General features: G+C 57.4%; 15 protein-coding genes and 1 pseudogene. 11 read left to right on the forward strand and 5 right to left on the reverse strand.

The features are described 5' to 3' along the window. Nucleotides 1-247: 247 nt before the first annotated feature. The 3 genes from J3U88_RS24495 to J3U88_RS24505 form a co-directional block, all read right to left on the reverse strand. Complete coding sequence (locus J3U88_RS24495; RefSeq protein WP_207861632.1) at nucleotides 248-2,449, reverse strand: TonB-dependent receptor; 2,202 nt, start codon at nucleotides 2,447-2,449, stop codon at nucleotides 248-250. An 82-nt stretch (nucleotides 2,450-2,531) separates the two neighbouring features. Further along, on the reverse strand, nucleotides 2,532-3,926 hold the full coding sequence (locus J3U88_RS24500; protein ID WP_207861633.1) for a trypsin-like serine peptidase: 1,395 nt from the start codon (nucleotides 3,924-3,926) through the stop codon (nucleotides 2,532-2,534). Next, complete coding sequence (locus tag J3U88_RS24505; RefSeq protein WP_207861634.1) at nucleotides 3,923-4,690, reverse strand: hypothetical protein; 768 nt, start codon at nucleotides 4,688-4,690, stop codon at nucleotides 3,923-3,925. The genes J3U88_RS24500 and J3U88_RS24505 overlap by 4 nt, the downstream gene beginning before the upstream one ends. Before the next feature lie 273 nt (nucleotides 4,691-4,963). Here J3U88_RS24505 and J3U88_RS24510 point away from each other — a divergent pair, with 273 nt between their 5' ends. The 8 genes from J3U88_RS24510 (at nucleotide 4,964) to pcl (ending at nucleotide 13,270) form a co-directional block, all read left to right on the forward strand. Next, nucleotides 4,964-5,581, forward strand: a complete 618-nt coding sequence (locus J3U88_RS24510) for a MotA/TolQ/ExbB proton channel family protein (RefSeq protein ID WP_207861635.1) — start codon at nucleotides 4,964-4,966, stop codon at nucleotides 5,579-5,581. Further along, nucleotides 5,565-5,975 (forward strand): ExbD/TolR family protein, encoded by a 411-nt coding sequence (locus J3U88_RS24515; protein WP_207861636.1) that lies wholly within the window; start codon nucleotides 5,565-5,567, stop codon nucleotides 5,973-5,975. The genes J3U88_RS24510 and J3U88_RS24515 overlap by 17 nt, the downstream gene beginning before the upstream one ends. A gap of 170 nt (nucleotides 5,976-6,145) precedes the next feature. After that, a complete protein-coding gene (locus J3U88_RS24520; RefSeq protein WP_207861637.1) occupies nucleotides 6,146-8,323 on the forward strand; it encodes a SpoIID/LytB domain-containing protein in 2,178 nt (725 codons plus the stop codon). After that, nucleotides 8,323-9,024 carry a Rossmann-fold NAD(P)-binding domain-containing protein gene (locus J3U88_RS24525; RefSeq protein WP_207861638.1) on the forward strand — a complete coding sequence of 234 codons (702 nt, stop codon included), beginning with the start codon at nucleotides 8,323-8,325 and terminating at the stop codon, nucleotides 9,022-9,024. Before J3U88_RS24520 ends, J3U88_RS24525 begins: the two co-directional genes overlap by 1 nt. A gap of 27 nt (nucleotides 9,025-9,051) precedes the next feature. Beyond that, nucleotides 9,052-9,432 (forward strand): DnaJ family domain-containing protein, encoded by a 381-nt coding sequence (locus J3U88_RS24530; RefSeq protein WP_207861639.1) that lies wholly within the window; start codon nucleotides 9,052-9,054, stop codon nucleotides 9,430-9,432. A 207-nt stretch (nucleotides 9,433-9,639) separates the two neighbouring features. After that, complete coding sequence (locus J3U88_RS24535) at nucleotides 9,640-10,956, forward strand: hypothetical protein (protein ID WP_207861640.1); 1,317 nt, start codon at nucleotides 9,640-9,642, stop codon at nucleotides 10,954-10,956. Between the two features lie 711 nt (nucleotides 10,957-11,667). Beyond that, nucleotides 11,668-12,045, forward strand: a complete 378-nt coding sequence (pyp, locus tag J3U88_RS24540; protein WP_423842081.1) for a photoactive yellow protein — start codon at nucleotides 11,668-11,670, stop codon at nucleotides 12,043-12,045. A 91-nt stretch (nucleotides 12,046-12,136) separates the two neighbouring features. Next, nucleotides 12,137-13,270 (forward strand): 4-coumarate--CoA ligase, encoded by a 1,134-nt coding sequence (pcl, locus tag J3U88_RS24545; protein ID WP_207861642.1) that lies wholly within the window; start codon nucleotides 12,137-12,139, stop codon nucleotides 13,268-13,270. 472 nt (nucleotides 13,271-13,742) lie between these two features. Here the strand turns inward: pcl and J3U88_RS24555 are convergent. After that, nucleotides 13,743-15,303, reverse strand: a pseudogene (locus J3U88_RS24555) (AbgT family transporter). A gap of 720 nt (nucleotides 15,304-16,023) precedes the next feature. On the opposite strand from J3U88_RS24555, the gene J3U88_RS24560 reads away from it, so the two are divergent. From J3U88_RS24560 to J3U88_RS24570, 3 genes are all read left to right on the forward strand, one after another. After that, entirely contained in the window at nucleotides 16,024-17,139 is a 1,116-nt protein-coding gene (locus J3U88_RS24560; RefSeq protein WP_207861645.1) for an efflux RND transporter periplasmic adaptor subunit, read from the forward strand. A 323-nt stretch (nucleotides 17,140-17,462) separates the two neighbouring features. Continuing rightward, the gene (locus tag J3U88_RS24565; RefSeq protein ID WP_207861646.1) at nucleotides 17,463-20,546 is read left to right on the forward strand and encodes an efflux RND transporter permease subunit; all 3,084 of its coding nucleotides are present in this window, start codon (nucleotides 17,463-17,465) and stop codon (nucleotides 20,544-20,546) included. Next, nucleotides 20,543-23,623: an efflux RND transporter permease subunit gene (locus J3U88_RS24570; protein ID WP_207861647.1), complete on the forward strand. Its 3,081-nt coding sequence runs from the start codon at nucleotides 20,543-20,545 to the stop codon at nucleotides 23,621-23,623. Before J3U88_RS24565 ends, J3U88_RS24570 begins: the two co-directional genes overlap by 4 nt. A 115-nt stretch (nucleotides 23,624-23,738) precedes the next feature. Here J3U88_RS24570 and J3U88_RS24575 read toward each other — a convergent pair whose 3' ends face one another. Then, nucleotides 23,739-24,944 carry a peptidoglycan DD-metalloendopeptidase family protein gene (locus J3U88_RS24575; protein WP_207861648.1) on the reverse strand — a complete coding sequence of 402 codons (1,206 nt, stop codon included), beginning with the start codon at nucleotides 24,942-24,944 and terminating at the stop codon, nucleotides 23,739-23,741. Between the last annotated feature and the right edge of the window lie 97 nt (nucleotides 24,945-25,041).

Genomic DNA, 25,041 nt, shown 5'->3' on the forward strand with positions numbered 1-25,041 from the left:
CATTCGGGGTCCGACCTATCGGGGTCCGACCATTCGGGGTCCGACCATTCGGGGTTCGACCATTCGGGGTCCGACCTATCGGGGTTCGACCATTCGGGGTCCGACCATTCGGGGTCCGACCATTCGGCGTAGCAGCTGAGGCGAAGGCGGCTCGACCGAGTAATGCGGATGGCCGCCCCCTCGTAATCGCATGGTTTTCGGTTTCGTAGCAGAATTCCTTGTGAGAAATGCGGGTTAGGGGCATGACCTAGAAACGGGCGCTGAATTCCGCGCCGTAGGTCAGCGGTTCACCGTAAATGACCTCGTGGAATCCAAAGGCGGACAGGTCGACGATGTCGCGGATGTATAGCTCATCGGTCAGGTTTTTGGCAACCAGGGCGATGCCGAACTTACCGCCGGCCGACGTGTAGGCGACGGCGGCATTCAGGAGCCAATAGTCGTCGGCGGTTAGGCCGCTGCTGTTGGCTGAATCGAAAAAGACGGCGTCCATGAAGACGGCGTCGGCGCGTACGGAAAACAGACCCCGTTGTTGGGTTTGGAACCAGTAAGTGATTTGGCTGTTGAAGGTGGTTTCCGGTGACATGATCAATTGGTTGCCGCTGAAATCTTCACCGGTGCCCAGCACAAAATCGCGGTATTCGGTGTCGAGCAACCCGAGTCCGAAACGCAGGTCCCAGCCGACGGTGGGTCGCATGGCCAGCTCGGCTTCCAGGCCGTAGATGCGCGCGTCGGAGGCGTTGTCGAGTACTTGGGTGGGGATGCTGCCGACGTTGACGGTGTTAAAGACCTGCAAATCTTGGTAGTCGTAAACAAAAGCGGAAGCATTTAAGCCGATGCTGCGCCCGGGGTTTGTGGTTTTGACGCCGATCTCCAAGGCGTTGAGGGTTTCCGGGTTCACGGGTTCCACTTCCTCGGGAAGGAAGGCGGCGCCGCCTTTGAATCCGCCGCCGCGGAACCCGCGACTGAGGGTGAGGTAGGCGTTGGTGCGGGCGTTGGGTTTGAACACCAGCCCGGCCTTGCCGGAGAATTCGTCGTCGGAAATGGCGCGGAACTCGTTGTCGATGAGCGGGATGATCAGGTCGTCTTCGAAAATGAAGGTGTTGGAGAGGAACTCTTTTTCATCGCGGGTCAAACGCAAGCCAAGGGTCCACGACCAGCGTGGGTTGAGGGTGCCGGTCGCTTCGCCGAAAACGGCGTAACTGGTTGAATCTTGGCGAAATACCTGAGCCAGGTTGAAGGGGCCGTTGACGGGGTCGAAGGGGAGGCCTTGCTCGCGCAGGATGCCGAGCAAATCGTTGCGAATGTCGTTGTCGAGTGTTTCGTCGAAGAAATACACCCCCGCGATCCAAGTGGTGCCGCCGTTGCCGTCCGATTGAATGCGAAACTCTTGAGATACCTGGTCGGCCTCGGCATCCCAGGTGGTTTCCAGCAGGCGGTTGGGACTGGCGTCGACGTCTTCCAGCCAAAAGCGCTCGGCATTGCCGAGGGCGGTGATCGACACGAACTGCCAACCGTCGCCGTGGTGGGTGAGTTTGAGGGAGGTGGTCAGGGTGTCGACTTCCTCGCCGGTGGGGAAGTTCCAGGCGCCGGAGAAGGGATCGGGTGATTCCACGTAACCCAGGATGTCGGCACCGTCGATGAGGCCGCGGCTTTCGTAGCGAATCGAATCGGCGCGGTTGCGAAATAGATTCACGCCCAGCAGCACATCCCAGTTTTCACCGGCGTTGATGTCGAGGAAGAGACGGGCGGAAAAATCATCCAGTGCGTTTTCATCCTCGCCGTTAAAGGTGTTTTCGACATAGCCGTCGCTCTGGTTGCCGGCGACGGCCACGCGCAGGGCGGCGCGATCCTCGCCGATGGGGGTTTCGTAGGCGCCCTCAAAACGCAGGTGGTCATAACGACCGAGGCGCAAGCGCGCGTAGCCACCGCGTTGGTAGCTCGGTTTGCGGCTGACAAAATTGATCGCGCCGCCGGTGGTGTTTTTGCCGTAGAGCGTGCCTTGGGGACCGCGCAAGACCTCAACGCGTTCCAGGTCGAACAGCTGAAATCCTTGGGAGATGGGAGAGTTGAGAAATACCTCGTCGGCGTACATGCTGACGGAACCGTTGGCGTTGACGTTGAAGTCGCTGTTGCCCACGCCGCGGATGTAAATAGCGGGCAGTGTGTTGGAAAACGCTTGTTTGAATTGCAGGTTGGGGACCTGTTGGGCGATTTCGGCGCTGCCCAAGAATTGACGATCAACCAGATCGTCGCCGCTTAGGACCGTGGCTGAAATGGGGATTTCGCTGAGTTTTTGCTCGGTTTTTCGGGCGGTCACCACGACTTCTTCGAGGATGTAGCCGTTGTCTTCGTCCTCGGTTGCCGAGGGGGATTGGGCTTGAAGGGCGGCGGTGGGGAGGATCAGCAGGCAGCCAAGGAGGCATGGCAACCGGAGGAAATAATGTGGCATGGAATACCCCTTTCATGGATGGAACGTTCATAAAATCAGAAAGAGAAATTGCTGAAAACGGCTGAGTTTAGGGGAGGACGTTTTAGCGACGGGGCCAGAAACTAACCCGTCCCTTGGGGACAATGACCTGAAGGCCGGGGCTGAAGCTCAAGGAGCCGTTGAGGGTTTCGTAGCCGTAATCACCGGGGGTGACAACCAGGGTTGCGTGAACAACGGAGTTGATCCACCAACCGGTTAAATTGGCGAATGGTTTGAAATAGGTGCCGTCCGAATCGGCACCGGCCAGGGTGCCGCCGTCCAAATAGGCGATGGTCCGCGTCGGTTGGTTGCGAATCGGCTGTTGGTTAATCGCCGTCGCGAGCGCCGCCAGGTTGAAACTGGTACCCACGTTAAACCCTTGGGTTTGGCACAAGCCGTCGGTGTGGATGGCGATGGTGTGGTCGGTGCCGTTGACAATCACCGGTGAACCGGAGTTGCCGCCCTCGGTATCGACGATGTAGCGAATTTGGTTGTTTAGCGCGGATGTTGCCAGTTGGGTTAAGAAGAAACCAGTTGCGACCTGGAGGCTCTGGCTGCGGGCGTTGAAGGCGCCACTGCTGCCCGGCGGCTGGTTATCCGAGCCGAAACCGGTGATGTTGATGCGGGCATCGCTGGAAAGTTCGCCGATTTGACGGCCGCGAAAGAAGTTACCGGCTTGGATGGGGGTTAGCCCGGTGTTCGAGTTGGGACCGCAATCGTAAACCAACCAATCGTGCCCGGGTACCGGGGGACCGGATTGGGTGTTGATGCTCGCTTGTAGGACGGGGAACTGGTATTCGGGGGGGGGATGGCGCGGTTGGCCGTTGGGATAGGAGAAGGGGACGTTGAGCTGCATGATTTGCATCCAGTTCCCGGTTTGCGAGCCGACGACGGGGTAATTGCAATGGCCCGCGGTGAGGTAGGTCCCGTTTGACATGATGAACCCGGTGCAGCCCACGGGCATCAGCCGGCCCATGCGGTCGTCCCGGGTGGGAATGCGGCGATCCGTCAAGCTACAGGCGTCTTTGTCGGTGTACCGCGATTTTTCAAGGTCCAAAAATTGGGCGTAAATTTCACTGGTGTAAACATTGGCAATCGCAATCTGGGGCGCGACCTCATGGTTAAACCAATGCAAATCAACTTTGACGCTGTTGCCGTTGAACCAAGCCGTCAAGCGATCCCAAACCACCAGATCGTCGACATCCATACGTTGGGAGGCGTTGTTGTCATCCTCGGCGGTGATCACCAAGAAGTCGTCGGGTTTGAGGTCCATCACGCCAAAGCGAAGTTGCAAGGAGACAATGTCGTCCCGTTCGACGGTGGTGGAAACCACCCCGGATTTTTTGACGGGTTTGGTCATGGGCGCAAAGGTTTGGCTCCAGGCGAAACCGGGCATCATCAGCAGGGCGATCCAACAAGACGAAAGGCGGGGACGGGGACCGGTCGCGCGGCGGCTCATGGCGTCGGCTCCGGTTGTTCGGCGGTGGGCCGCTCGCGGTAACTGCGGTAGGGGCCGAAACTGATGATGTCGATGCTGTCGCGCGCCGGTTCCACCTTCAGGGGCGGACCGTCGGCGCGAACCGCTTTGACTTCCCAATCAAATTCCTGTTGGGATTGGGGGTTTTCCGAAATGACCAAAAAGGAACCGTTGCGAATTTTTAGACCGTGGCGGCGTTTGACGGCGAGCCGGTCGAAGCCGTCGACATTGGTCAGGATGATGGTGCGGCCTTCTTGTCGGGTCAAGGCCTCGAAATAATCGGGCAGTTCAATTTCCGCGCGCCCGTCGCGCAGCTTGGCCGAGCCACGGTAAAAAACGGCGGCCTCGGGACCTTCTAAATTGGCGTGGACCAGGAAGCGTTCTTTTGCCACGGGGTGATTGATAATGAAATTTTTATACGCAAAAGCTTCGCCCTGAAGACCCCACCAGGTGCCGTCGGTCGCATTGCGAAAGGCAATCCGGCCTTCATCGTCGGTTACGAGGTTGGTAATTAAAAAATCGGCGCCTTCGTCGTTGCCCAGGGTCGGACTTTTGCCCTGATTGCTCGCGAGTTTGCCGACACGTGTTTCCCCGTTCACTTCCAAGGGCGCTTGCGGGGTGGTGGTGCGTACACCGACTTTGGCATCGTCGGTAAGGGTTAAAGCGGGCTCGGTAAGGCTGCTCTGCGCGGTTACCGTCAATGACAGAACGGACACCAAACACAGACCTATCCAAAAAATGCGCATAGGACACTCCAGGACTTGTGAAAGTTAATTTAAGTGGGAAAGATGGTCGTATATTAGCAAAAATTGTTGGGAAATGACAGGTTTCGGTCAAATGGGCAATATTCGGCGTCCGATGCCAAGACGCTGGTTTTGGCGAATTTTTGCCGTGTTCTCGTTTCGCGGATTCGGCAGCCGCGGCTTTTGCATCCCGTGCTTTTGGCCCACACTTTGCTGTGATAAGGTACGGGCTTGGTCTACCGTTCCGGCTCAAACCATTGATAAAGGTAAAATTCTATGTGGGAATTCTTGGAAAAAGGCGGCTGGCTCATGATCCCCATCGGGGTCTGTCTGTTGCTGGTCATCACAATCACCGTCGAACGTCTTGTGAATTTGCGCTATGCGCGTTTCGTCGATAACGAATTGCTCGACAAAATTCGTGGTTACCTCGGCCGCGCCGAATATGACGGCGCCCTGCAAGTTTGTCGCTCCAAAAACATCATGTTCAACCGTTTGATGGAAACCGCCATCAATTACCGTAACCTTGAATCCGGCGAATTGCGCCAGTTACTCGAGGACCAGTCGCGCCAGGAAGCGGATGTCCTGGAACGCTTTTTGACCATTTTGCGCACCATCGCCACCATTGCCCCCCTGTTGGGTCTGCTCGGCACCGTGGCGGGCATGATTAAAGTCTTCCAAACGCTGAGCATTGCGGGCATGACCCAGGCGCACAATCTCTCCGGCGGTATTTCCGAAGCCCTGATCACCACCGCCGCCGGCATGACCGTCGCCATTCCCACCATCGTCGTCCACTCCTACTTCGAACGCCGCGCCGATTCCATCCTGCTGCGCATGGAAAAACGCTTAATTGAACTCTTGCTGCTGTTGAGGACCAACGATGCTGTATCGGCGTGATCGTAAAAAACAGTCGATCCTGGTTGACCTTTCGCCCCTCATCGACGTGGTGTTCCTGCTGCTCATCTTCTTTATGGTGAGCACGCGGTTCCGCGACGACCACGGCCTGGATCTCAACTTGCCCCAAAGCGAAAGCCGCCAGGCCTCCCAGGAGCAGAGCTTGACCATTGTTGTCGGCGCCGACAGCAGCATTCGCGTCGACGGTGAAACCGTGGCCCGCGATCAGTTGGAACCCACCCTCAAAGCCAAATTGGAAAGCCGCGAAAAGAAAATGGTGGTGATGCGCATTGACCAATCGGTGGCCCATGGTACGGTAGTTGAGGTAATGGATGCGGCCAAAAAAGCCGGGGCAAGCGGACTAAGTTACGCGACCTCGGGACCTGGCAAGCGCTGACGCGTTTGAAATTTTGGTTGCAAGAAGAGGTCCCCGCGTAACTCTTCCGGGGATAGGCTTTGTTCAGGGCCTTTTGTCCCGCCCTTTCGTATACATCTTAAGGACCGTCGAACAGCTTGGGTCGGCGGCGCAGCCCCCGCGTGGTGATTATTTTTGGTTAGGCTGGTTTCATGACAGTTCGCCGTTTTTTGCCGGTTTTGTTTTGCTGGGTCGCCGTCGCGACACCCCTTTTTGCCGCTCAATCCCAATACGACGCCTGGCGGGGTCAGTCGGTGACCTGGATCCGCGTCGGCATCAAAGATCCCGACACGGTGCAAACGCTGCGCAGTGACAGCCCCTTGTTGGTTTTGGAAGGGGACCGGGTGGTGCAAACCATTAAACCGGGTGGTTTGTTCCGCGTAACCTCGGCGCGCATTCAGCGCAAGGGTTACCGTTATTGGGTGCATATTCACGCCGCGCCCAAGCGTCAGGATGTGGAAGTGCTGCAAACCAAGCTCGAGGGTTTGCATCCCGAATCCGCGTTTAAGGTGGTCAAACAAAAAGACGGTTACGCCTTGCGCGGGGGTCCCTACGTCAAGAAACAAGACGCGGCCGCCGCCCGCGACGCCTTGGTCGGCGAAGGTTATGCCAAGGCCGAGGTGGTCACCAGCAAAACCCGTTACCCGCTGCAGTGGGTCAACCGGTTTTATGACAAGTTTGATTTGCGCGCCGAAAAAGAAGTCGGTTTGGTCCACGCGGACCCCAACCAACCGATTCGCTACGCGGGCACCGCCTACCGCGGCGTTTTGCGTTTCCGCGTGAGCGGCGGCAAAATTCGCATCATCAACGAATTACCGATGGAAGTGTACCTGCGCGGGGTGGTGCCCACCGAACTGGGCCCCAACGTATTTCCCGAGCTGGAAGCCCTGAAGGCGCAGGCTGTTGCCGCGCGTACCTACGCCCTGAAGAACATGGGCCGTTTTAACCGACGCGGTTACGATATTTGCGATACCCCCGCCTGCCAGGCATACGAAGGGACGCTTAACGAACATCCCTTGAGCGATCAGGCCGTGGCCGAAACCGAAGGCGTCGTGATGTACCACGGTGACACCTTGATTGACGCGCTTTACACCTCGACCTGCGGTGGTTTGACCGACGATGTCGGCAACGTGTTTCCCGGCCGCAACGAGCCTTACCTCAAAAGCAAATCCAGCTATGTGGCTGCTTATCCCAGTTGGACCTTGCCCAAAAAGGACCCGCCCAAAGCCGTCGCCGCCTTGGGCGGTCATCTCGCCGCGGAGGCGCTGTTGTACCGGCTCCAACCCATTGACAGCGACGCCGCGCTCGGCGCGAAACAGTTTCAGAAATACCTGGAACAATTGCGATGGATTTACGGCGATGTGCCTACCTATCGCGGCCCGGAACACGTGACTGTACGCGCCTTTTGGGAAACCTTGGCCCAATTGCCCGCGGTGGTTTCCGTCATGAAACACCAATTCCATCCGGCCGACTCCGTGCGCCCTTTGTTGGGGCGGGATTTGGATCCCGGCTTGCAGCCCCTGGCCGCCTTTTTACTTCGCTTCGAGTTCGTTAATAACGACGAGGTGGCGCGTCTCGACAGCGAAGCCCCGCTGCTGCACAATCAGGCCGTCGCTCTGCTGCTGCAACTGGCCCACGCCTGGGGACCGGAACCCGAGTGGGATCGCTACACCGTGACCGATGTCAAAAACGGGGTACTTTACTTACAGCGGGGCACGCGCAGCAAAACCTTGGCGCTGGCCAATGTGCGGTATTACCTGTCCGAACACGCGGAAGAGTGGCGGTTCCAGTCGCAGCCGAAACTCGAAAAGTTGGATCGCGTATACCTGATCGACGGGCCCTTCCCGCAAAACATCCTGCGCATTCAGGAGAATTACAAAGTGGCCAGTGTCGACCGTTTTTCGGCCTACGATGTGTGGGTCGACAAAAAGTCGGTTGAGGCGCTTGAAAAACGCGCGCGCCGTTATGTGCGCGGTTTGCGTGGGATTCGTGATGTAAAGGTTTTGAGCCGGTCCGCCGCGGGCCGGGTGACCGAGCTGGAATTTGTCGCCGACAGCGGCAACCGCCGCGTGAAAGGCCTGAACATTCGTTGGTCCTTGGGTGTACGCGACAACTTGATCGATTTAGTGCCCAGTTATCGCAACGGCCGCTTGGTGCATTTAACCGTCATGGGCCGAGGCTGGGGCCACGGGGTCGGCATGAGTCAGGTCGGCGCGTACGGGATGGCCGCGCAGGGTTGGCGGTTCGACCAAATTTTGACCCACTACTACGACGGGGTAGAGGTAGCGGCCTATGTTGGCAAAACCAAACCGGATTCGGGTTCCCCTTAATGGCTGAGCGCACGCCACAAGATCCCGCCACCGGCGACGTCTTGTTGTTGGGCGCGAGTGGTTTGGTGGGTGGTTATTGCCTGAGTGCCTTGGCGGCGCGGCCCGAGGTTCGCCGCATCTATGTGCCGCTGCGTGAGGGCAGTCAGGTGGACGGGCCGAAAGTCCACGCCATTCCTTTTGATTTTGACGATCCCGATTGTTATCGCGACTTGCCCGCCGTGGAAGCCGTTTTTTGTTGTCTGGGTCTGCCGCTCGACCGCTTAAAAGACCGCGATGCCCTGTACCGCGTCGATTATGCCTATCCCATTGCCGTGGCGCGACGCTACAAAGATGCCGTCTCGCTTTTTTCCGTGGTGACCTCCGTCGGCATCAGCCGTTGGTCGCCGCTGTATTATTGCCGCATCAAGGCCCGGTTAGAGGCGGAACTTGTCGCATTAAGGTTTCCCGCGCTGCACCTGTTCCAGCCGTCGTTGTTGCTGGGTTTGCGAACCGGGATCCATCCTTGGCAGCAGTGGTTTCAAGCAGCTTTGGGACCACGGCGCGGTTGGTTTTTCGGACCGCTTTCCCGTTTTCGGCCGGTCGCCGCGGAAACCTTGGCCCAAGCGATGGTGGCCCATTGGCCGGCGGCGGCTCAGGGAACAAGCCGCCTGTATGCGCCCCAAATCGAACGGCTCGCCTCGGCCGCCGCGCCCGAATCGTGATAACCTTTTTCGCGGTGGGGGTGGCGCATGTTGTTTATGGACCGCATCGTGGAACGCAAGATTCAGGAAGCCATGCAGGACGGGGCCTTTGAGGGTTTACCCGGGGCGGGAAAACCCCTGCCTCTGGACGAGGACGCCGCCGTTCCCGAGGATGTGCGCCTCACGTACAAGGTGCTTAAAAACGCCGGCTTCGTGCCGCCCGAGTTGGAATGGCGCAAGGAAATGGTGCGGTTGCAGGATCTTGTCGCCGGTGCGGTCGACGCCCTTTCCCGTGAGGCGTATCGCAAGCAATTGGCGATCAAACAGTTGCAATTTGATGAAGCCATGCAGCGGATGGGGCGCGGCGTGCCCGCGGCGTACCGCCAGGCCCTGTACGCTAAGCTCGAGAAGCAGGGCGACCCGAATTGAGACGGATCGCCCGCGCTCGTGTTGAAGCGCTCCCATAATATGCGCGGATCTGGTACTCTTTGAACAACTTACTATGTGTCGCGTGTCGCTTCACCGGCCTGCCGAATACCCCGCCCCTTTCTCCTTGGGCCGGTCCCTTGCACGAACTTTTTCTGTTGCTCGGGTAGGTCGCGGCATCCCGGTCCGCGTGACGCCGTGGTGGCTTAGATGGAACCCAAGATGGACGGCGCCTCCTCGTCGGAAGCCGTGATTAAACGTCAAATCAGCGAATGTGCCCACCGCTATGAGGCGCGGCGGCGCGAAATGAGCGAACCGCGCGGGGACCGCGCCTTGCAAGCGCGCGAAGAAGCACAAATCGAAATTCTGGTGCATCAGTTGGTACAGAGCGACGGCCCCGTCTTGCGCGTGGTGCGTCGGTTGGAGAGTGCCGACGATGCCGGCACCCTATTTGTTGTGTTGCGGGTTCTGGCGGAGCGCGGCTTTTTCGAGGAAGTCATGGGTTTGGCGGTGTCGCTTTCGGCAACCCCGCTGGCCGGCGCCATCGCCGATGCGCTGGTGCTGTCCTGGCCCAAGGAAGAAACCGCCTACGTTCGTTCGCTGTTGCGCCACCGCAACGGTCTGGTGATTGCCGTGATCGCCCAGCTCATCGGCACCAAACGCCTGCCCCTCGGGGAAGCCATGCAGCATGCTTTGGAAAAAGAACACCGTGAGCCGGCCCATGCCTGGCTGGGCTGGGCCTTGGGTCGGGTACCCCATCCACCCGCGCTGCCGCTGCTGTTCGATAAACTGAAACGCGAGCAGGATCCCCAGGCCGCGACCCTGATTGCCACGGCCCTGTTACGCAATGGCCACCAACCCACCTTAGACCATTGCCGTGAACGCCTGGAACACGAATCCTGGCCGAGACAACTTTGTGCCATTGCCGGCGATGCGGCCGACGCGACACGGCTGGTCGCTGCTTTGAAAACCGTGACTGTCGGACCCGACGATGTGTTGGCCGCCGGCTTGGCCGGCGATCGCGCCGCGGTACCTTTCCTGCTGGATCATTTGGACACCGACTCGGGCGCGTCCTACCGCGACTCTGGCGCGTCTCATCGCGTCTCGGGCGCGTCCCACCGCACGCTGGTTACCACCGCGTTGTACCTCCTCACCGGTGCGCCGCTTTTCCACGCCGATTCACCCAAACCGAAAACCGCCTGGGCTGAGGATGCCACGGCCTGGCGGCAGTGGTGGCAACAACAGGGCTCGGAATTCCGCGCCGGAACCCGTTACCGTTTGGGGCGGGCCGTGGACCCGGCGGTGTTGCTGGACCAAATGGCGTCGGAATGGTTGCCGCGCGCCTTGCGCCAAGTCGCTTACGAAGAATACGTCATTCGCTATCAATTGGATGGGCCGTTTGAGGCCCACCTTTATGTGGCGCGGCAACAGGAAACCTTGTCGGCGATGCGCGCGGCCCTTGCCGAACGGGAAACCCCATTCACCCCCGGCGCCTTTTATTTCAAGGGCGCACTGCTGCCGGCGTAACCACGGTCGCGGACAAAAAAAGAGGCCGATCATCGATATGACCGGCCTGAGATATTCCCACGCGCTCCCTGTTGTCGCCCCGCAACGTACCTTTGTTTGAGGGAAGCGGCTCCCTCAAAAGGGCTCCGGCCCGCGATGGTGTCCAATCATCGCCGGCCGGCGCTTGGCAGCAGATCCGCGACGGTTCACAGCGGGAAGCGCTAGCCCGCATCTCTTTCGGCTTCGTAGCAGAATGCCTTGTGAGAAATGTGGGCTTGGGACAGAGCCGAAGCGTGTCGCTTTGCTCTGCTTCCGTTCCTTTGTCTCGCCGACCCGCCTCACTGTTCAGCGGGTCGTTATCAGAGTAGGCAGCAAACCGACTGAAAACCGATAAACCTAATTTGAAAAAATCGCGGGTTAGGGGTTTGTCCATGAAAGGAACGGGGGCGGGGAACCATGGCGGGCATCACCAGATGCCTTGATTGGGCCTGGGTTAGCCCGGAAAAAGGCCGATGGCTTCTCGTTTTTTTAACCATGGCGCCCCTTGTTCTCGGACGTCAAAAAATTTAAGAAGTCCGTCCGTCTTTACCGACAAACAAATCGTGATACGATTTCAACATTCCAAGCCAAACACAACCGCCGACCCAAGGTACAGCTTCCGAGTTAACAGCCCGGCAGTACCGCGTGGTGGGCACATCATGACAAGACATTTTTTGGAGAGAAACCATGGGAATGGAACGCGTTAAATTCGATGAGAGTGATCTCAACAATGCTCTGGCGAACATGAACCCCAACGAAATTGATTCGCTTTCCTTTGGGGCTGTTGAATTGGATGGTTCTGGAAAAATTGTCCGCTACAACGCCGCGGAAGGGGACATTACCGGTCGGGATCCCAAATCGGTTGTCGGGAAAAACTTCTTTACCGATGTGGCCCCCTGCACCAACAGCCCGGAGTTTTACGGCAAGTTCAAGGAAGGCGTGGCTTCAGGTTCGTTAAACACCTTGTTTGAGTACCGCTTCGATTACGAAATGACCCCAACCAAAGTAAAGGTCCACATGAAAAACGCCATGGCCGGCGATACTTTTTGGATCTTCGTCAAACGTGTCTGAGGATAATTTGAAGGAACCATCGTGGCCACCGACACAACGGCAAACGGCCCGCCTACTTCACGCCCAGATCCATGCGTTCCTCGGGGAGGTTATGGATTTTTCCACCTTCCTGGATGCGCGCGGATTTCCGTTGCCTGAAACCACCTTGGGTGGCGACGGTTATCCGCTCGATTCCCTGTCTTTGATGGAATTGGCCGGGCACATTGCCCGCACCTTTCACCTCACGGAACTCGGCGTGGAAGACTACCTTCTGCGCCGGCGTACCTTACAGGGTTGGGTCGACCTGGTGCATGAAGGCTGGCGCGAAGGCCTCAACAAGATTACCTTCTCTACTTCCGGTAGCACCGGCAGACCCCAGCCGGTCACGCACGCGCGGGAAACCCTGTTGCAGGAAACAGCGCATCTCGCGACGCTGTTCCCCCGCACCCAACGCGTGGTGGCGGCTGTTCCCGCCCACCATATCTATGGATTTCTGTTCACGGTGCTCCTGCCGCAACAGATGGGGGTTCCGCTTTTGGAAGCGCGTGCGCTGGGAGCCCGCGCCCTGTACGATGCCTTAGAAGACGGTGATCTGATTATTTCGCACCCGTTCCAGTGGCGTTATCTTGGCCAATTATGGCCGGACCTGACCAGTCAGGTTGAGGGGGTGACGTCCACCGCGCCCTGCCCGGAAGCCACCGCCGCGTTGCTGCGGGAACGCGGTCTAACGCGGCTGACGGAAGTTTATGGTTCTTCCGAATCGGGAGGTTTGGGTGCCCGCGATCAACACGGAACCGCCTACCAACTTTTTCCGTATTGGCGGCCCGCGGACGATGGCGATGACCCGTTGCTGATCCGAACCCTACCGGATGGCACAGGGATCGAAGTTGAAGCATCCGACCTCCTCGAGTGGGAAACATCGGAACGGTTTCACGTCGTAGGCCGTCGGGACGGAGCGGTCCAGGTCGGTGGGCACAATGTGTTTCCGGTGGCGGTGGCGCGCATCCTCCTGGAGCATCCCGAGGTGGCCAATTGCGCGGTTCGCTTGATGAAACCGGAGGAAGGAACGCGTCTCAAAGCCTTCATCGTTCCGGCCGAGGATCGCGATCTCAACGGCTTACCGGCCAGGCTCCATGCCTGGTGCGCAAGGGAATTGCGCGCGCCGCAACGACCGACCCACTTTCGGTTGGGACCCGCGCTCCCGCGCACGGCCATGGGTAAAGCGGCGGATTGGTCGATTGATTGAGGTGGAGGGGGGTCCGGTTGGGCATGGTGTGGAACCCGTCATTTATCAGGATAAAAGGATTTTGATGATGCGGGTGGAGCGAGCGGTCCTTGGTTACTGGATCCCGACGCGGATGAAGCCGTAACTTCGATGGATGGATTGGTGGTGACGGTTCACCAAAAAACTTCATCCCCAACCATCCAAAACAAAAATGGCCGATCTCCATCGCGGAGATCGGCGCTAAATGGGTGAGGAAAAGCATGAATCTGCTTTACGCTCTTTCCGTTCCTTTGTCTCGTCAGTTCGAATCAGCGATGTGACTCGTCCTGCTATTAGGTAAAGCGCGAAAGCGAAAGAAATCCGCCTAACTTTTTTCGATTTTTTTTGGGTGCACCATGAAAAAAGGCGCCGGATCGGCGCCTTGTGTCTTGTTTAACGATTTGGAAATGGGTTGTTTGCCTCTGCTGGGCGCGCCTTAGGGTGCGCCCGATTTTTAATTGGGCAGGGTATAGGTATAAGAGGCATCCAAGCCGAGGGGAATGCCGAGACCCCAGTAAATCAACAGGAAGATACTCCAGGTCACCATGTAACAAACGGTGAAGGGCAGCATCAGTGATACCAAGGTGCCGATACCCGTGTGTTTGACGTATTTCTGGCAGTACACAACAACCAGTGGGAAGTACGGCATGAGCGGCGTAATAATATTGGAGCAGGAATCGCCGACGCGGTAGGCTGCTTGAGCCAAGTCCGGTGAGATGCCGACGTTCATCAGGATGGGCACGAAGATCGGACCGAGCAGGGCCCATTTGGCCGAAGCCGAACCAACCGCCAAGTTAACCAGCGCGGTGAGGATGATGATACCCACGATGGTGAACTGGGGGGGGGAGGTTGAGGGCTTTGAGACCGGCCGCGCCTTTCAGTGCGAGCAAGGCGCCGATGTTGGACTGTTTGAAGGCTTCCAGGAAGAGGGCACAGAAAAAGGCCATGACAATATAGTAGGTCATGGTGTCCATCGACTTTTTCATGGCCATGATGAAATCGGTCGAGTTCTTGAACGTGCCGGCCATGAAGCCGAAAACCACGCCGGGGATGACGAAAAAGACAAAGATCAGCGGGACAATCATGCGCATCAGTGGGGCGGCGAAGTTGGTAAGGCTGCCCTCTGGATCGCGCATGACCGAGTCCTCGGGGAGCGACAGGGCGATCAGGGCGACGATGCCCAGAATCAAAGCGGCCGTGCCCGCGAAGAAGGCGGTGTTTTCTTTGCTGGAAAGGGGTTCGATTTTGGCGGGTGGTTCGGCGTCGTCGTCAATCGGCGTGTGCGAGGCCAGACGGGGTTCGATGATTTTGTCGGTCAGGAACCAGCCGACGAGGATGATCACGATGCTGCTGGCACCGGTGAAGAACCAGTTGTTGAGCGGGTTGATGGCGATGTCGGCTTCCACGATGCGGGCCGCCGATTGGGTGAAACTCTGCAGCATCGGATCAATGCCGGAGGGGATCGGGTTGGCGCTAAAACCGCCGGAAACACCGGCGAAGGCGGCCACAATTCCGGCCAGCGGGTGGCGTCCGGCGGTGTAGTAGATCACGCCGCCGAGGGGAATGACCAGTACGTAACCGGCGTCGGTGGCGGTGTGGCTGAGAATGGCGACAAAAATCAGGACGGGGGTGAGCAGACCCTTGGGGGTGAAGCTCAACAATTTTTTCAGACCGGCGTTGATGTAGCCCGAGTGTTCGGCCACGCCGACCCCGAGCATGGCGACCAACACGATGCCGAGTGGGGCAAAGCTGGTGAAGGTGGTGACCATGCCGGTCATGAAACTCACCAGCGAGGTGCTGGACAACAGGTTTTTGATTTCAAGCGGTGCTTGCGTTTGGGGGTTGATTTCGGTGAAGCTGACCCCGGAAAGCAGGAACGAGAGAATCCAGGTAATGATCAAGCTGATCAAAAAGAGGATGGCGGGATCGGGCAGTTTGTTGCCTAACCATTCGATGGTGTCGAGAAAGCGCGCGAGGGCGCCGGATTGCTGGGCTTGCTGTTGATCGTTGCTCATGGGCAAAGTGTCCCCTACATATAAAAGATGAATGGAGCGGTGCCGCGGCCTCAGGTTGGGGCACGTCGTTGAAAAGCGAGGGCGGTCGATGGTCGCTGGTGGGATCGACCGCGTCGCTCCGCGCAAAGAATCGCGGGACGCGGGAAGCTGGGCGCACGCCGAATGGATCGCTCGAGACAAGGGGCCGGTTCCAACAATCACAAGTGCTTGGGCCGGCGCCGGTCCAGACGTTACCCATTCGTAACAAAAGTCCGGTTATCGCTTGTTGCGCGCTCGTCGCGGGGTCGGGGGCCGAAATCGTCGCCCTTGCCGTGCCGCGAAACGAGGTGCAAGAAGTGAGGGTACGGTCCTGGGAAACTCGCAAGCAGGTATTGCAACGCGCGAGGGTTTTCTCGGAACCCGCTCGCCTGTAGGGGCGTTTCATCCCGCGCCGGTCTGATGCGACCAAAACACCATGCTTTACCAGAATCACCGGCACCCAGTCTAACAGAGCGTTTCGCGTTCGGGCAATCTTCGCCCTAAGTTTCGTGCATCCGAGGCGGAGAAAGTGGGCGATGCGCAAAAAAACGGCTGAAGGGGCCAAAATATTCCCTGATTTTCGCCTCCATAACGACCAAATCACGATTTCTCACAAGTTTTTTTGATTTCTTACTGAACCTTTGCGGGGGGGAGCCCGTTAGAGACTCACAGGTGGTGAAGGAACTCTGTGGAGGCAAAAGCGTGAAAAAGCTTTTTATTGGGTTAGCAGTTTTATCCCTAGTTGGTGGCGCGGCATTCATTACATTGCATCAACCGGTCAATGCCAAAGACAAGGGTGAGGGCAAAAACGACGAGAAAAAAGAAAAAAAAGAAGTGGTCTACTCGGTTGAATTCTACAACGTAGCACCACGGGACATGCGCACCTATGTAACCAGTACCGCGGCATTACAAGCCGACCGTCAGGTCGATATTTTTCCCAAGGCCGCCGGTCAAATTCAAAAGTTAAGCGTCGAAGAGGGTCAGAAGGTCCATGCCGGTGACGTTCTGGTGGGCCTCGACGGCGATGACGCCCGGCTCCAGTTGAACCAAGCGACGGTGAACCTCAAGCGCGCCAAGTCTGATTTTGAACGGATCCGCGCAACCTACGAGCGCAAGTTGGTTTCCACGGAAGAGTTTGAAGCCAAAAAGTTTGAACTGGACCGCATGGAAGCCGAATACAACTCGGCCAAACACAAGTTGGAAATCACCCAGGTGATCGCACCATTTGACGGCACCATCGTGAACCGTTTTGTCGAACTCGGCCAAACCGTTCAGCCCAGCGAAAAGCTGTTTACCCTCGCCGCCTTGGAGCCACTGGAAGCCGAGGTGTTTCTGCCCGAGCGCAAAGTGGGCGACTTGGCCGCCGGCCAAGACGTGAACTTTTCCCGCGACGATTCGTTTGAAAACCTGTTCCAGGGTCGTGTCGACCGCGTTTCCCCGGTTGTAGACCGCGAAACCGGTACGGTAAAGGTCACCCTTTCCGTTCCCAACGCGCCCAGCTTTGCGCGTCCCGGCACCTACACCCACTTGCGCATCGTGACCGCGACCAAGACGGCCGAGGCGGTAATCCCCAAGAAAGCGCTGGTTTACGACAGCCGCCAGTTGACCTACGTGTTCCTCACGTACTTGGATGAAGAAAATGCCGCACAAACGCGTGTGAAAAAGATTGTGGTCAAAACCGGCATCGAAGAAGACGGCATGGTGGAAATCATCGACGGTCTAAACGTCGGCGACCAAATCGTCTTAACCGGTAAAGATTCGTTGAAGGACGGTTTGTTGGTGCGCGATCCCTCATTGAACGCCAACGCGAGTAACTAGTCTTTTTTTACCCCCGCGGAGTCCCCTTAAGCCCGGCCTGGAGGCCCTCGCGGCCTCCACCGGCACCCGACTTCCGCCCGGTGTCTTGACACCGCGAGCCCGATCACGAATCATTGAACCAACTTCTCCCGCACACAACACAACCATCCGCACCGGTTGCGTCGCTTGCCACGGCCTTATCCGCGCGGAAGACTTGCGTCTGGAGCCCTGCCAGGATGTTTCGCGAGTGCAAAATTGCTGATCCACACCTTCGTCGGATCCCCCTTTTGCCGTCGTGAACCCTTGTTGGTTGTCGCTTCAGCGAGGATTCTCGGAGCACCCTCATGAATATCATTGGTATGTCCATTAAGCGACCGGTGACCGCTTGCATGATTACCATCGGCGTTGCCGCCTTCGGTTTGATCAGCTTGATGAAATTGCCGATTAACCTGTTGCCGGACCTTTCCTATCCCACCTTGACCTTGGAGACCCGTTACCCGGGTGCCGCGCCCGAGGAAGTGGAATACTTGATCACCCGCCCGATTGAAGAAGCGGTTGCCGTGATTCCCAACGTTAAACGGATTTCCAGTTCCTCCAAACCGGAGTTGTCCCAGGTGACCCTGGAGTTTAACTGGGGCCGCAAGATGGATTTTGCCATCTTGGATGTTTCCAAAAAGGTCGATCTGCTGCGCTTCCCGGAAGGCATCGAGAAACCGCGCATTTTGCGTTACGACCCTAACCAGGATCCGATCCTCAAAATCTCGGCAACCTCGCCGGAAATGACCCTGGCCGAGTTGCGGTATTTCTGCGAGGAAGATCTCAAAAAACGCTTGGAAGGCATCGGCGGTTTGGCCTCGGTTGAAGTGGCCGGCGGCCGCGAAGAGATTATCCAGGTTGAACTGGATGAGGCCGAGCTCAAACGTTTTGGGATTTCTATTGAAGAAGTGAAACGCCGCCTGACGGAAGAGAACGTCAACCGCGCCGGCGGTTCCTTGTACGAAAACGAGGCTCGCTTCCTGGTGCGGACCCTCAACGAATTCGGTTCCCTTGACGACATTGGCAACACCATCGTCAGCCGCAAGGACGACCGCCGCATTTACCTGCGCGAAATCGCGAAAATCACCGTGGGCCACAAGGACCTCGACCATATCGCCCGGATCGACGGCAGCGAAGGCGTTTCGCTCGCCTTTTATAAAGAAGGCGACGCCAATACCGTGACCGTCAGCCGCTCCTTGCGCAAGGCAATCGACAAAGAACAGGAGAAGTTGGGCGAAAAAGTGGCCCTGACCACCACCTTCGTCGGCGCCACCTTTATTGAACAAGCCGTTAACGAGGTCATGTCCAACGCGATCATCGGCGGCATCATCGCCATCTTCGTCCTGCTGTTTTTCCTGCGTGACGTGCGCGGTACCATCATCGTTGGTTTCTCGATTCCTGTCTCGGTCATGGCCTGTTTCTTCCTGATGATGCAGTTTGATGTCAGCATGAACATCATGAGTCTCGGCGGTTTGGCGCTCGGGATCGGGATGCTGGTGGATAACTCGATTGTTGTGCTTGAGTCGATTTTTGTACGGCGTTCCATGGGTGACGACCCCGCCCAGGCCGCCGAAAAAGGCGCCTCAATTGTGAGCGGCGCCGTTGTCGCTTCAACCCTGACCACCGTCGTGGTGTTCCTGCCGATTGTGTTTATCGAAGGGATTGGCGGCCAGTTGTTCCGCGATTTGGGCATGACCGTAACCTTCGCGCTCGTCGCCTCCTTGGTTGTGTCGCTGACCCTGATGCCGACCCTGTTCAATCTGTTCCATAAGTTTTCCAAGAAAAAACCCGCCAAAACCGATGTCAACCCCGAGGACGAGGTCGAAATCGGCATGTTCTCCGGCAACCTTTACTCCAAGTTTCTGACCGCCGCCTTGCGGTTCCGTTACCTGGTGATTATTGCCGTCATTTTGCTGATGGTACAAATCGGCGGCATCTATAAGTCTATGCGTTTCAACCTCGTACCCGAAATGAGTCAGGGCGACTACTACATTTTGGCCGAGATGGAAGAAGGCACGCCGATTAATACCACCGACCGTGTGGCCGGTTGGATCGAACAACAGATCATGCAAGAAGAAGGGGTGAAGGTCGTGTTCTCCAGCGTCGGCGAGTTCAACCAAGGCGTTGAAACCCGTACCGGCGAGAACCTGGCCCAGGTCAACTTTTCCCTGAAAGCCGACGAGCAGGTGCCCGAGGCCGTGCTCAACCGTATTCGCGAGCGTTTGGACGGCGGACCCACCTTCAAATACCAGGTCGGCACGCCCAGTTACTTCACCTTTAAAACACCGATTGAAGTTGAGCTTTACAACGAGAACCAAAAAGAACTGGAGCGCGCCAACCAGGCGATGCTCAAGGCCATGGGCGAGATTCCGCAAATCAAAGATGTGCGCACCACCGTGGCCGAGGGCAACCCCGAGGTTCGCATCGTGTTCAACCGCGACACCATGTCGAAACTGGGTCTGTCCATCGCGGAAGTCTCCAACATGATCCGCGACAAAATTCAGGGCGCCACCCCGACCCGTTTTGTGCGCAGTGGTCGCGATCTCGACATTATGGTGCGGCTGCGTGAAGCGGACCGCGAGAACCTCAGCGGCATCGATACCCTCGCGGTCGGCTATCGCGAAAACCGCCCCATTTACCTGTCCAGTGTTGCCGAGGTGATTCACGATGTCGGCCCCGCCCAAATCAAACGCATTTCCCAAAAACGGGCCGCCGTCATCTCAGCCGGTGTGACCGGCGGCGACCTGAAACGTGTCGCCGCCAACCTCGCCCCGCTGAAAGCGCAAGTTGAAGCCGCGGTGCCCGGCACCGTGATCGATATCGGCGGTCAAAACAAGGAAATGGACGAATCCTTTAAGTCGATGATGCAGATGATCGCCCTGGCCGTCTTTTTGGTGTACCTGGTTATGGCCTCTCAATTTGAATCCCTGGGTCACCCCTTCCTGATTCTCTTCACCATCCCCATCGGCATCGGCGGCGGCTTGGTCGCCCTCTACCTGGCCGATATGGAAATCAGCGTGATCGCCCTGATTGGTTTGGTGATGTTGGCCGGGATCGTGGTCAACAACGCCATCGTCCTAATCGACTACATCAACCAAATAAGGCGCAAGGGCAGCGGGGTTTACGAGGCGATTATCATCGCGGGCAACCGCCGCATGCGACCGATCTTTATGACCACCGCCACCACCGTGCTCGGTTTGATTCCCATGGCGTTGGGCCTCGGTAGCGGCGCCGAAATGCGCGCCCCGCTGGCGATTGCCGTCATCGGTGGTCTGGTCTTCTCAACCGTGCTTACCCTGGTCATCATCCCCGTGGTTTACGGCGCGGTCACGCCCGGCCTAAAGATACCGGGGCGCGCCGCGGGAAAGACTGAGCGGGAGGTTGCGGCATGAAGCTCTGGGACTTATCCGTCAAAAAACCGGTCACCGTCCTGATGGCCATCGTGTGCCTGCTGGTCCTCGGCGGCATTTCACTACAACGGCTTAAACTGGCCTTTTTGCCCAAGGTCGACTTTCCCGGCATCTGGGTGATGGCAAGTTACCCCAACTATAACCCGCTGATCCTCGAACGCGAGGTCACCAAAAAGCTTGAAGAGGGCTTGTCCACCATCAAAGGGGTGCGCAAGGTTTCCTCCTCAACCAGTGCCGACAACGTGCGGGTCCGGCTCGAATTTGACTGGGGCATGGAACTGGATCTGGTGCGCTTGGAGGTCGGTCTCAAGCTGGAGGAAATCAAACCCGAGTTGATGGAGGGTTTGCGGTTTATCGAGATCCACAGTTTTAATACCGACGAAATCCCGGTGATCCAGGGCCGGATCTCCGCGCCGGGGATTGACCTGTCCGAGAACTACGATTTGCTGGAAAAACACATTCAGCAGAAAATCGAGCGCATCCCCGGTGTCGCCAAGGTTGAATTGGGTGGGGTACTCCCCAAGGAAGTATCCATTGACCTGCGCCTCGACAAAATCAAGGAACACGATGTGGATGTCGGTGAGGTGGTGCGCAACCTCTCCCGTGACAACCTCAACCTTTCCGCCGGGAAAGTCCACGCCAACGGCCTAACCTACAACATTCGCGGTCAAGGCAAGATCGTGGATCTCGAACAGTTCGGTGAAACCCGCGTCAACGCGCAGGGGATGCGGCTCAAGGATATTGCCGAGATCTATTACGAGGAACCACCGATTGGTTACAAGCGCCACCTCGACGGTGCCGCCGCCCTTGCCATTGAAGTTTATAAAGAAAGCAACGCCAACACCGTGGACGTCTCAACCCAGGTCAACCACATCATCAATACCGAAATTGCCGAGGATCCCGTTTTGGACGGCATCACCCTGCTGGTCTGGGGTGACCAGGGCGAAGATATCACCAGTGGTTTGCAAGGTCTGACCGAGGCCGGTTATTACGGTGCCTTTTTCGCCGTGTTTGTTCTGTTTTTGTTCCTGCGCCGCCTCGATGCAACCTTGGTGGTGGCCACCGCCATTCCCATCTCCATTGTCGGTTCCTTTTTGTTCCTGTACGCCTTTGGGTTCACCCTCAACATTCTGACCATGATGGGCTTGATGTTGGCCGTGGGGATGTTGGTTGATAACGCCGTTGTGGTGTTGGAATCGATTTACCAAAAGTATATGGACGGGCTTGACCCCGTCGAAGCAACCCGTGAGGGGACCCGCGAGGTTATCGTGGCGCTGATTGCGGCGACCATGACCACCGTGATTGTGTTTTTGTCCTTGGTATTTGCCGACGACAACGAGTTGGGTGTTTGGCTTTCGTCCATCGGCTTAACCATCTGCATTACCTTGGGTTTGTCGCTGCTGGTTTCCACCACCGCGATTCCCTTGTTCGCTTCCAAGCTGTTGGGCAAACACCGCGGTAAGGAGCAGGTTAAAAACCCCTTTTTCATGAAGTACTATGCGGGGATTCTGAACTGGAGCCTTCGTCATCCCATTATGACCGCGATCGGTATGATTGTCATCATCCTCTCCGTAGGTTTTCCCGCCACCCAGCTCGACCGCTTCAAAGGGACCTCTGGTAAAACCAACCGATTGTTCTTTCGCTACGAGTACCAGGATTACTTCTTTTTGTCTGAGTCGGAAAAGGTCGTTAACCAGGTGGAGGCATTCCTCGAAACCAAACGCGAGGAATGGGAAGTGGAGTCGATTTATTCCTACATGGAAGCCAATGTTGGACAGACCACCATTAACTTCGAAGACGAGCACATGCCGGTTGAGCGGTTCCGCGAAATTCGCAAGCAGTTGCGCGAGGAACTGCCGGATATCGCCGGGGTCAAATTCCTGATTGGGGATGATGACGAGGAAGGCGGTATGGCGATTCGCGTGCAGTTGTTCGGTACCGAAACCGAAATCCTCAAGGAAACCGGTGAGCGGGTTGCCGCGCTGATGCGGGACATCGAGGGTCTAGAAGACATTCGCAACGGCGAGAAAGCCAACCAAAAAGAATTGCGTGTGACCATTGACCGCGAGAAAGCCAACGAGTTGGGGGTCACCCCGGCTCAGGTTGCCGAGACCTTTGGGTTCACCCTTCGCTACCAGTATTTGCCGCGTTTTCAGGTGGGCGAGCGCGAGACCGATGTGACCTTTGGTCTGAGTATTAAAGACCGCGCCTACATTCACCAAGTCGAGCAGATTCCCATGGGCCAAGGTGTGCGCCTGGGTTCGATTGCCAAGTTTGAGTTTGTGGATCGCCCCGATTCCATTCGACGCGTTGATCGCAAAGCCCACCACGTGGTGCGTGCGACCTACGAGGGCAAGAGTCCCCAGGAAGCTTGGGATGCGATTGAAGCCCGGCTGGACAACTTCGATTTTCCCGCCGGCGTAACTTGGTCCAAAAGCAACCGTTTGATCGAAGACGAGCAGGAAATGAATGACTTGGCCATTAACGTCCTGCTGGCGTTGTTACTGGTTTACCTGGTTATGGCCAGCTTGTTCGAGTCACTGATCCAACCGCTGATGATTTTTTCAACCATTGTTTTTAGCTTGGTGGGCGTGGGCTGGTGCCTGTTCCTGACCCAAACCGAGTTTCAGGTGATGGCGGGGATTGGGGTACTGATCCTCATCGGCATTGTGGTCAACAACGGCATCATTATGATGGACCGCATCAACCAATACACGGAAAAGGGGTGGGTGTTGAAAGAAGCGGTTCGTCAGGGCGCGCTCGACCGGATTCGTCCGATTCTGATGACCGCCTCGACCACCATCATTGGTTTGATCCCCATGGCTGTCGGTAATTCATCCCTGGGTGGCGGTTACTACTTCCCCCTGGCGCGGACGGTCATCGGCGGTTTGGCTTCGTCCACCCTGTTGACCTTGGTTGGGTTGCCGCTGATCATTCTGACCACCGCTTGGGTTTGGAAAATCACCAAACGTGCGGCCGGCCTGTTTGCCCAATTCGTCGTGCGCCAATACCGCAAATTTGTGCCTCGCAAACCCGAGTTGCCCACGCCGGCAGCCTAACCGCCGCCGACACCGAAAAAGAAAAAGGGTCCTCACACCGAGGACCCTTTTTCCTTTGAGGCGTTGTTTGAACGGTTGTGACCGAGGTTTTTCACGCCTCGGTCAGCGATGTGTTTTATTCCACCGTAACCGTGGTTGTGCGGATTTCGCCGCTGAAATACAGGGTAATGGTGGCTGTACCGCGACCGCGTGCCGTGAGCTTGCCGCGGCCATCGACCGTGACCACATTGCGGTTGGATGAAGACCACCAGGTGTTGCGATCATATTTGGCTTCGTTAAGGACGCCGTAGGAATAGCTGCTGCGCCCTCGCCGTCCCACGGCCTGAACCCTGAGGGTTTTGGTTTGCCCCAGGCTCAAGGTGGTTCGTGACAAAGAATAACCGACCAATTGGCGACTGTGGTTGGGTCGGAAACTCACCAACAGGGAGCGGCCGTTGTGTTTCCGGTTCTCACCGCGATAGGTGACGTAATGGAGGTGGGTGTTGTTGGTATTGCCGGTAGCGCCGATAAAACCGAGCCGTGTTTGTTCCGTGACGCGGTCTCCCACGCGGACGTTGAGCTGACTTGCGTGCAGGTAACCCGCCCACCATCGATCAGAGGAGGTGCCGTGTTCGATCAGCAGCGCATAGCCGTTTCTGCTAGAGGGAGATACCGTTCCGTGGTACTTCACCACCGTGCCCGCGCCCGCCGCGAAGAACGGCATGCCGGAGTCCATGTCGCGGCCGGCGTTGCGCACATTGAGGTTGATATCGACCGCATGAGTATCGTCGGCGCCGCCAATGCCTCGGCCGGGCGCGTGGTAACCGGAGCGGTGTTCCCAAAAACCCCAGGGCCCGCTGGTTTGGTTGGAGCTTCCGGTTAACAGGTTATACCGGCCCATAATCGGGGTTTTGGGAGAAGGTGTGGCGCGTTTCGCGGCCTCTTCCTGAACCAGGACCAAACCATCGGCATCCAGAGTTTGGTGACCAAGGAGGATCCGCGCCCGGTTGTGGTCAACCGCATACAGGGAAAGCTGCATGGGTTGATCGGTGTCGAGGTCATGGTGGTTAAGTTGGAGAAAGTTTTGATCGAGCTCCCAAAATGCACCCGTGTTGCTCTCGGCTTCGTAATGGGACACACAGGAATCATCGATTTGGTCGCAGGCGACCCGGTCGAAAATCAAGAGGACAGCATCGTTTTCGGCATCGTAAGCGGCCTTAAAAGGACCGGTTGCGAATAGATCGTCGGCGGGAACGATGCGCGCGTCAGCGAAAAGTTCAGGCTGGGCTTGGGTAGGAAGCGGTGCGATAAAAACGGACAGGGCAAGCGTAAGTGTCAGCATTAAATGCTCCTTAGGGTTGGTGTGTTTGGCGAGGACACCAGATCAAGGGACCGAGGACTGACCGGTCATGCCGTCATGGCCACCACTTTACGGGAAG

It is taken from the genome of Acanthopleuribacter pedis, from assembly GCF_017377855.1.
Classification (GTDB): Bacteria; Acidobacteriota; Holophagae; order Acanthopleuribacterales; family Acanthopleuribacteraceae; genus Acanthopleuribacter; species Acanthopleuribacter pedis.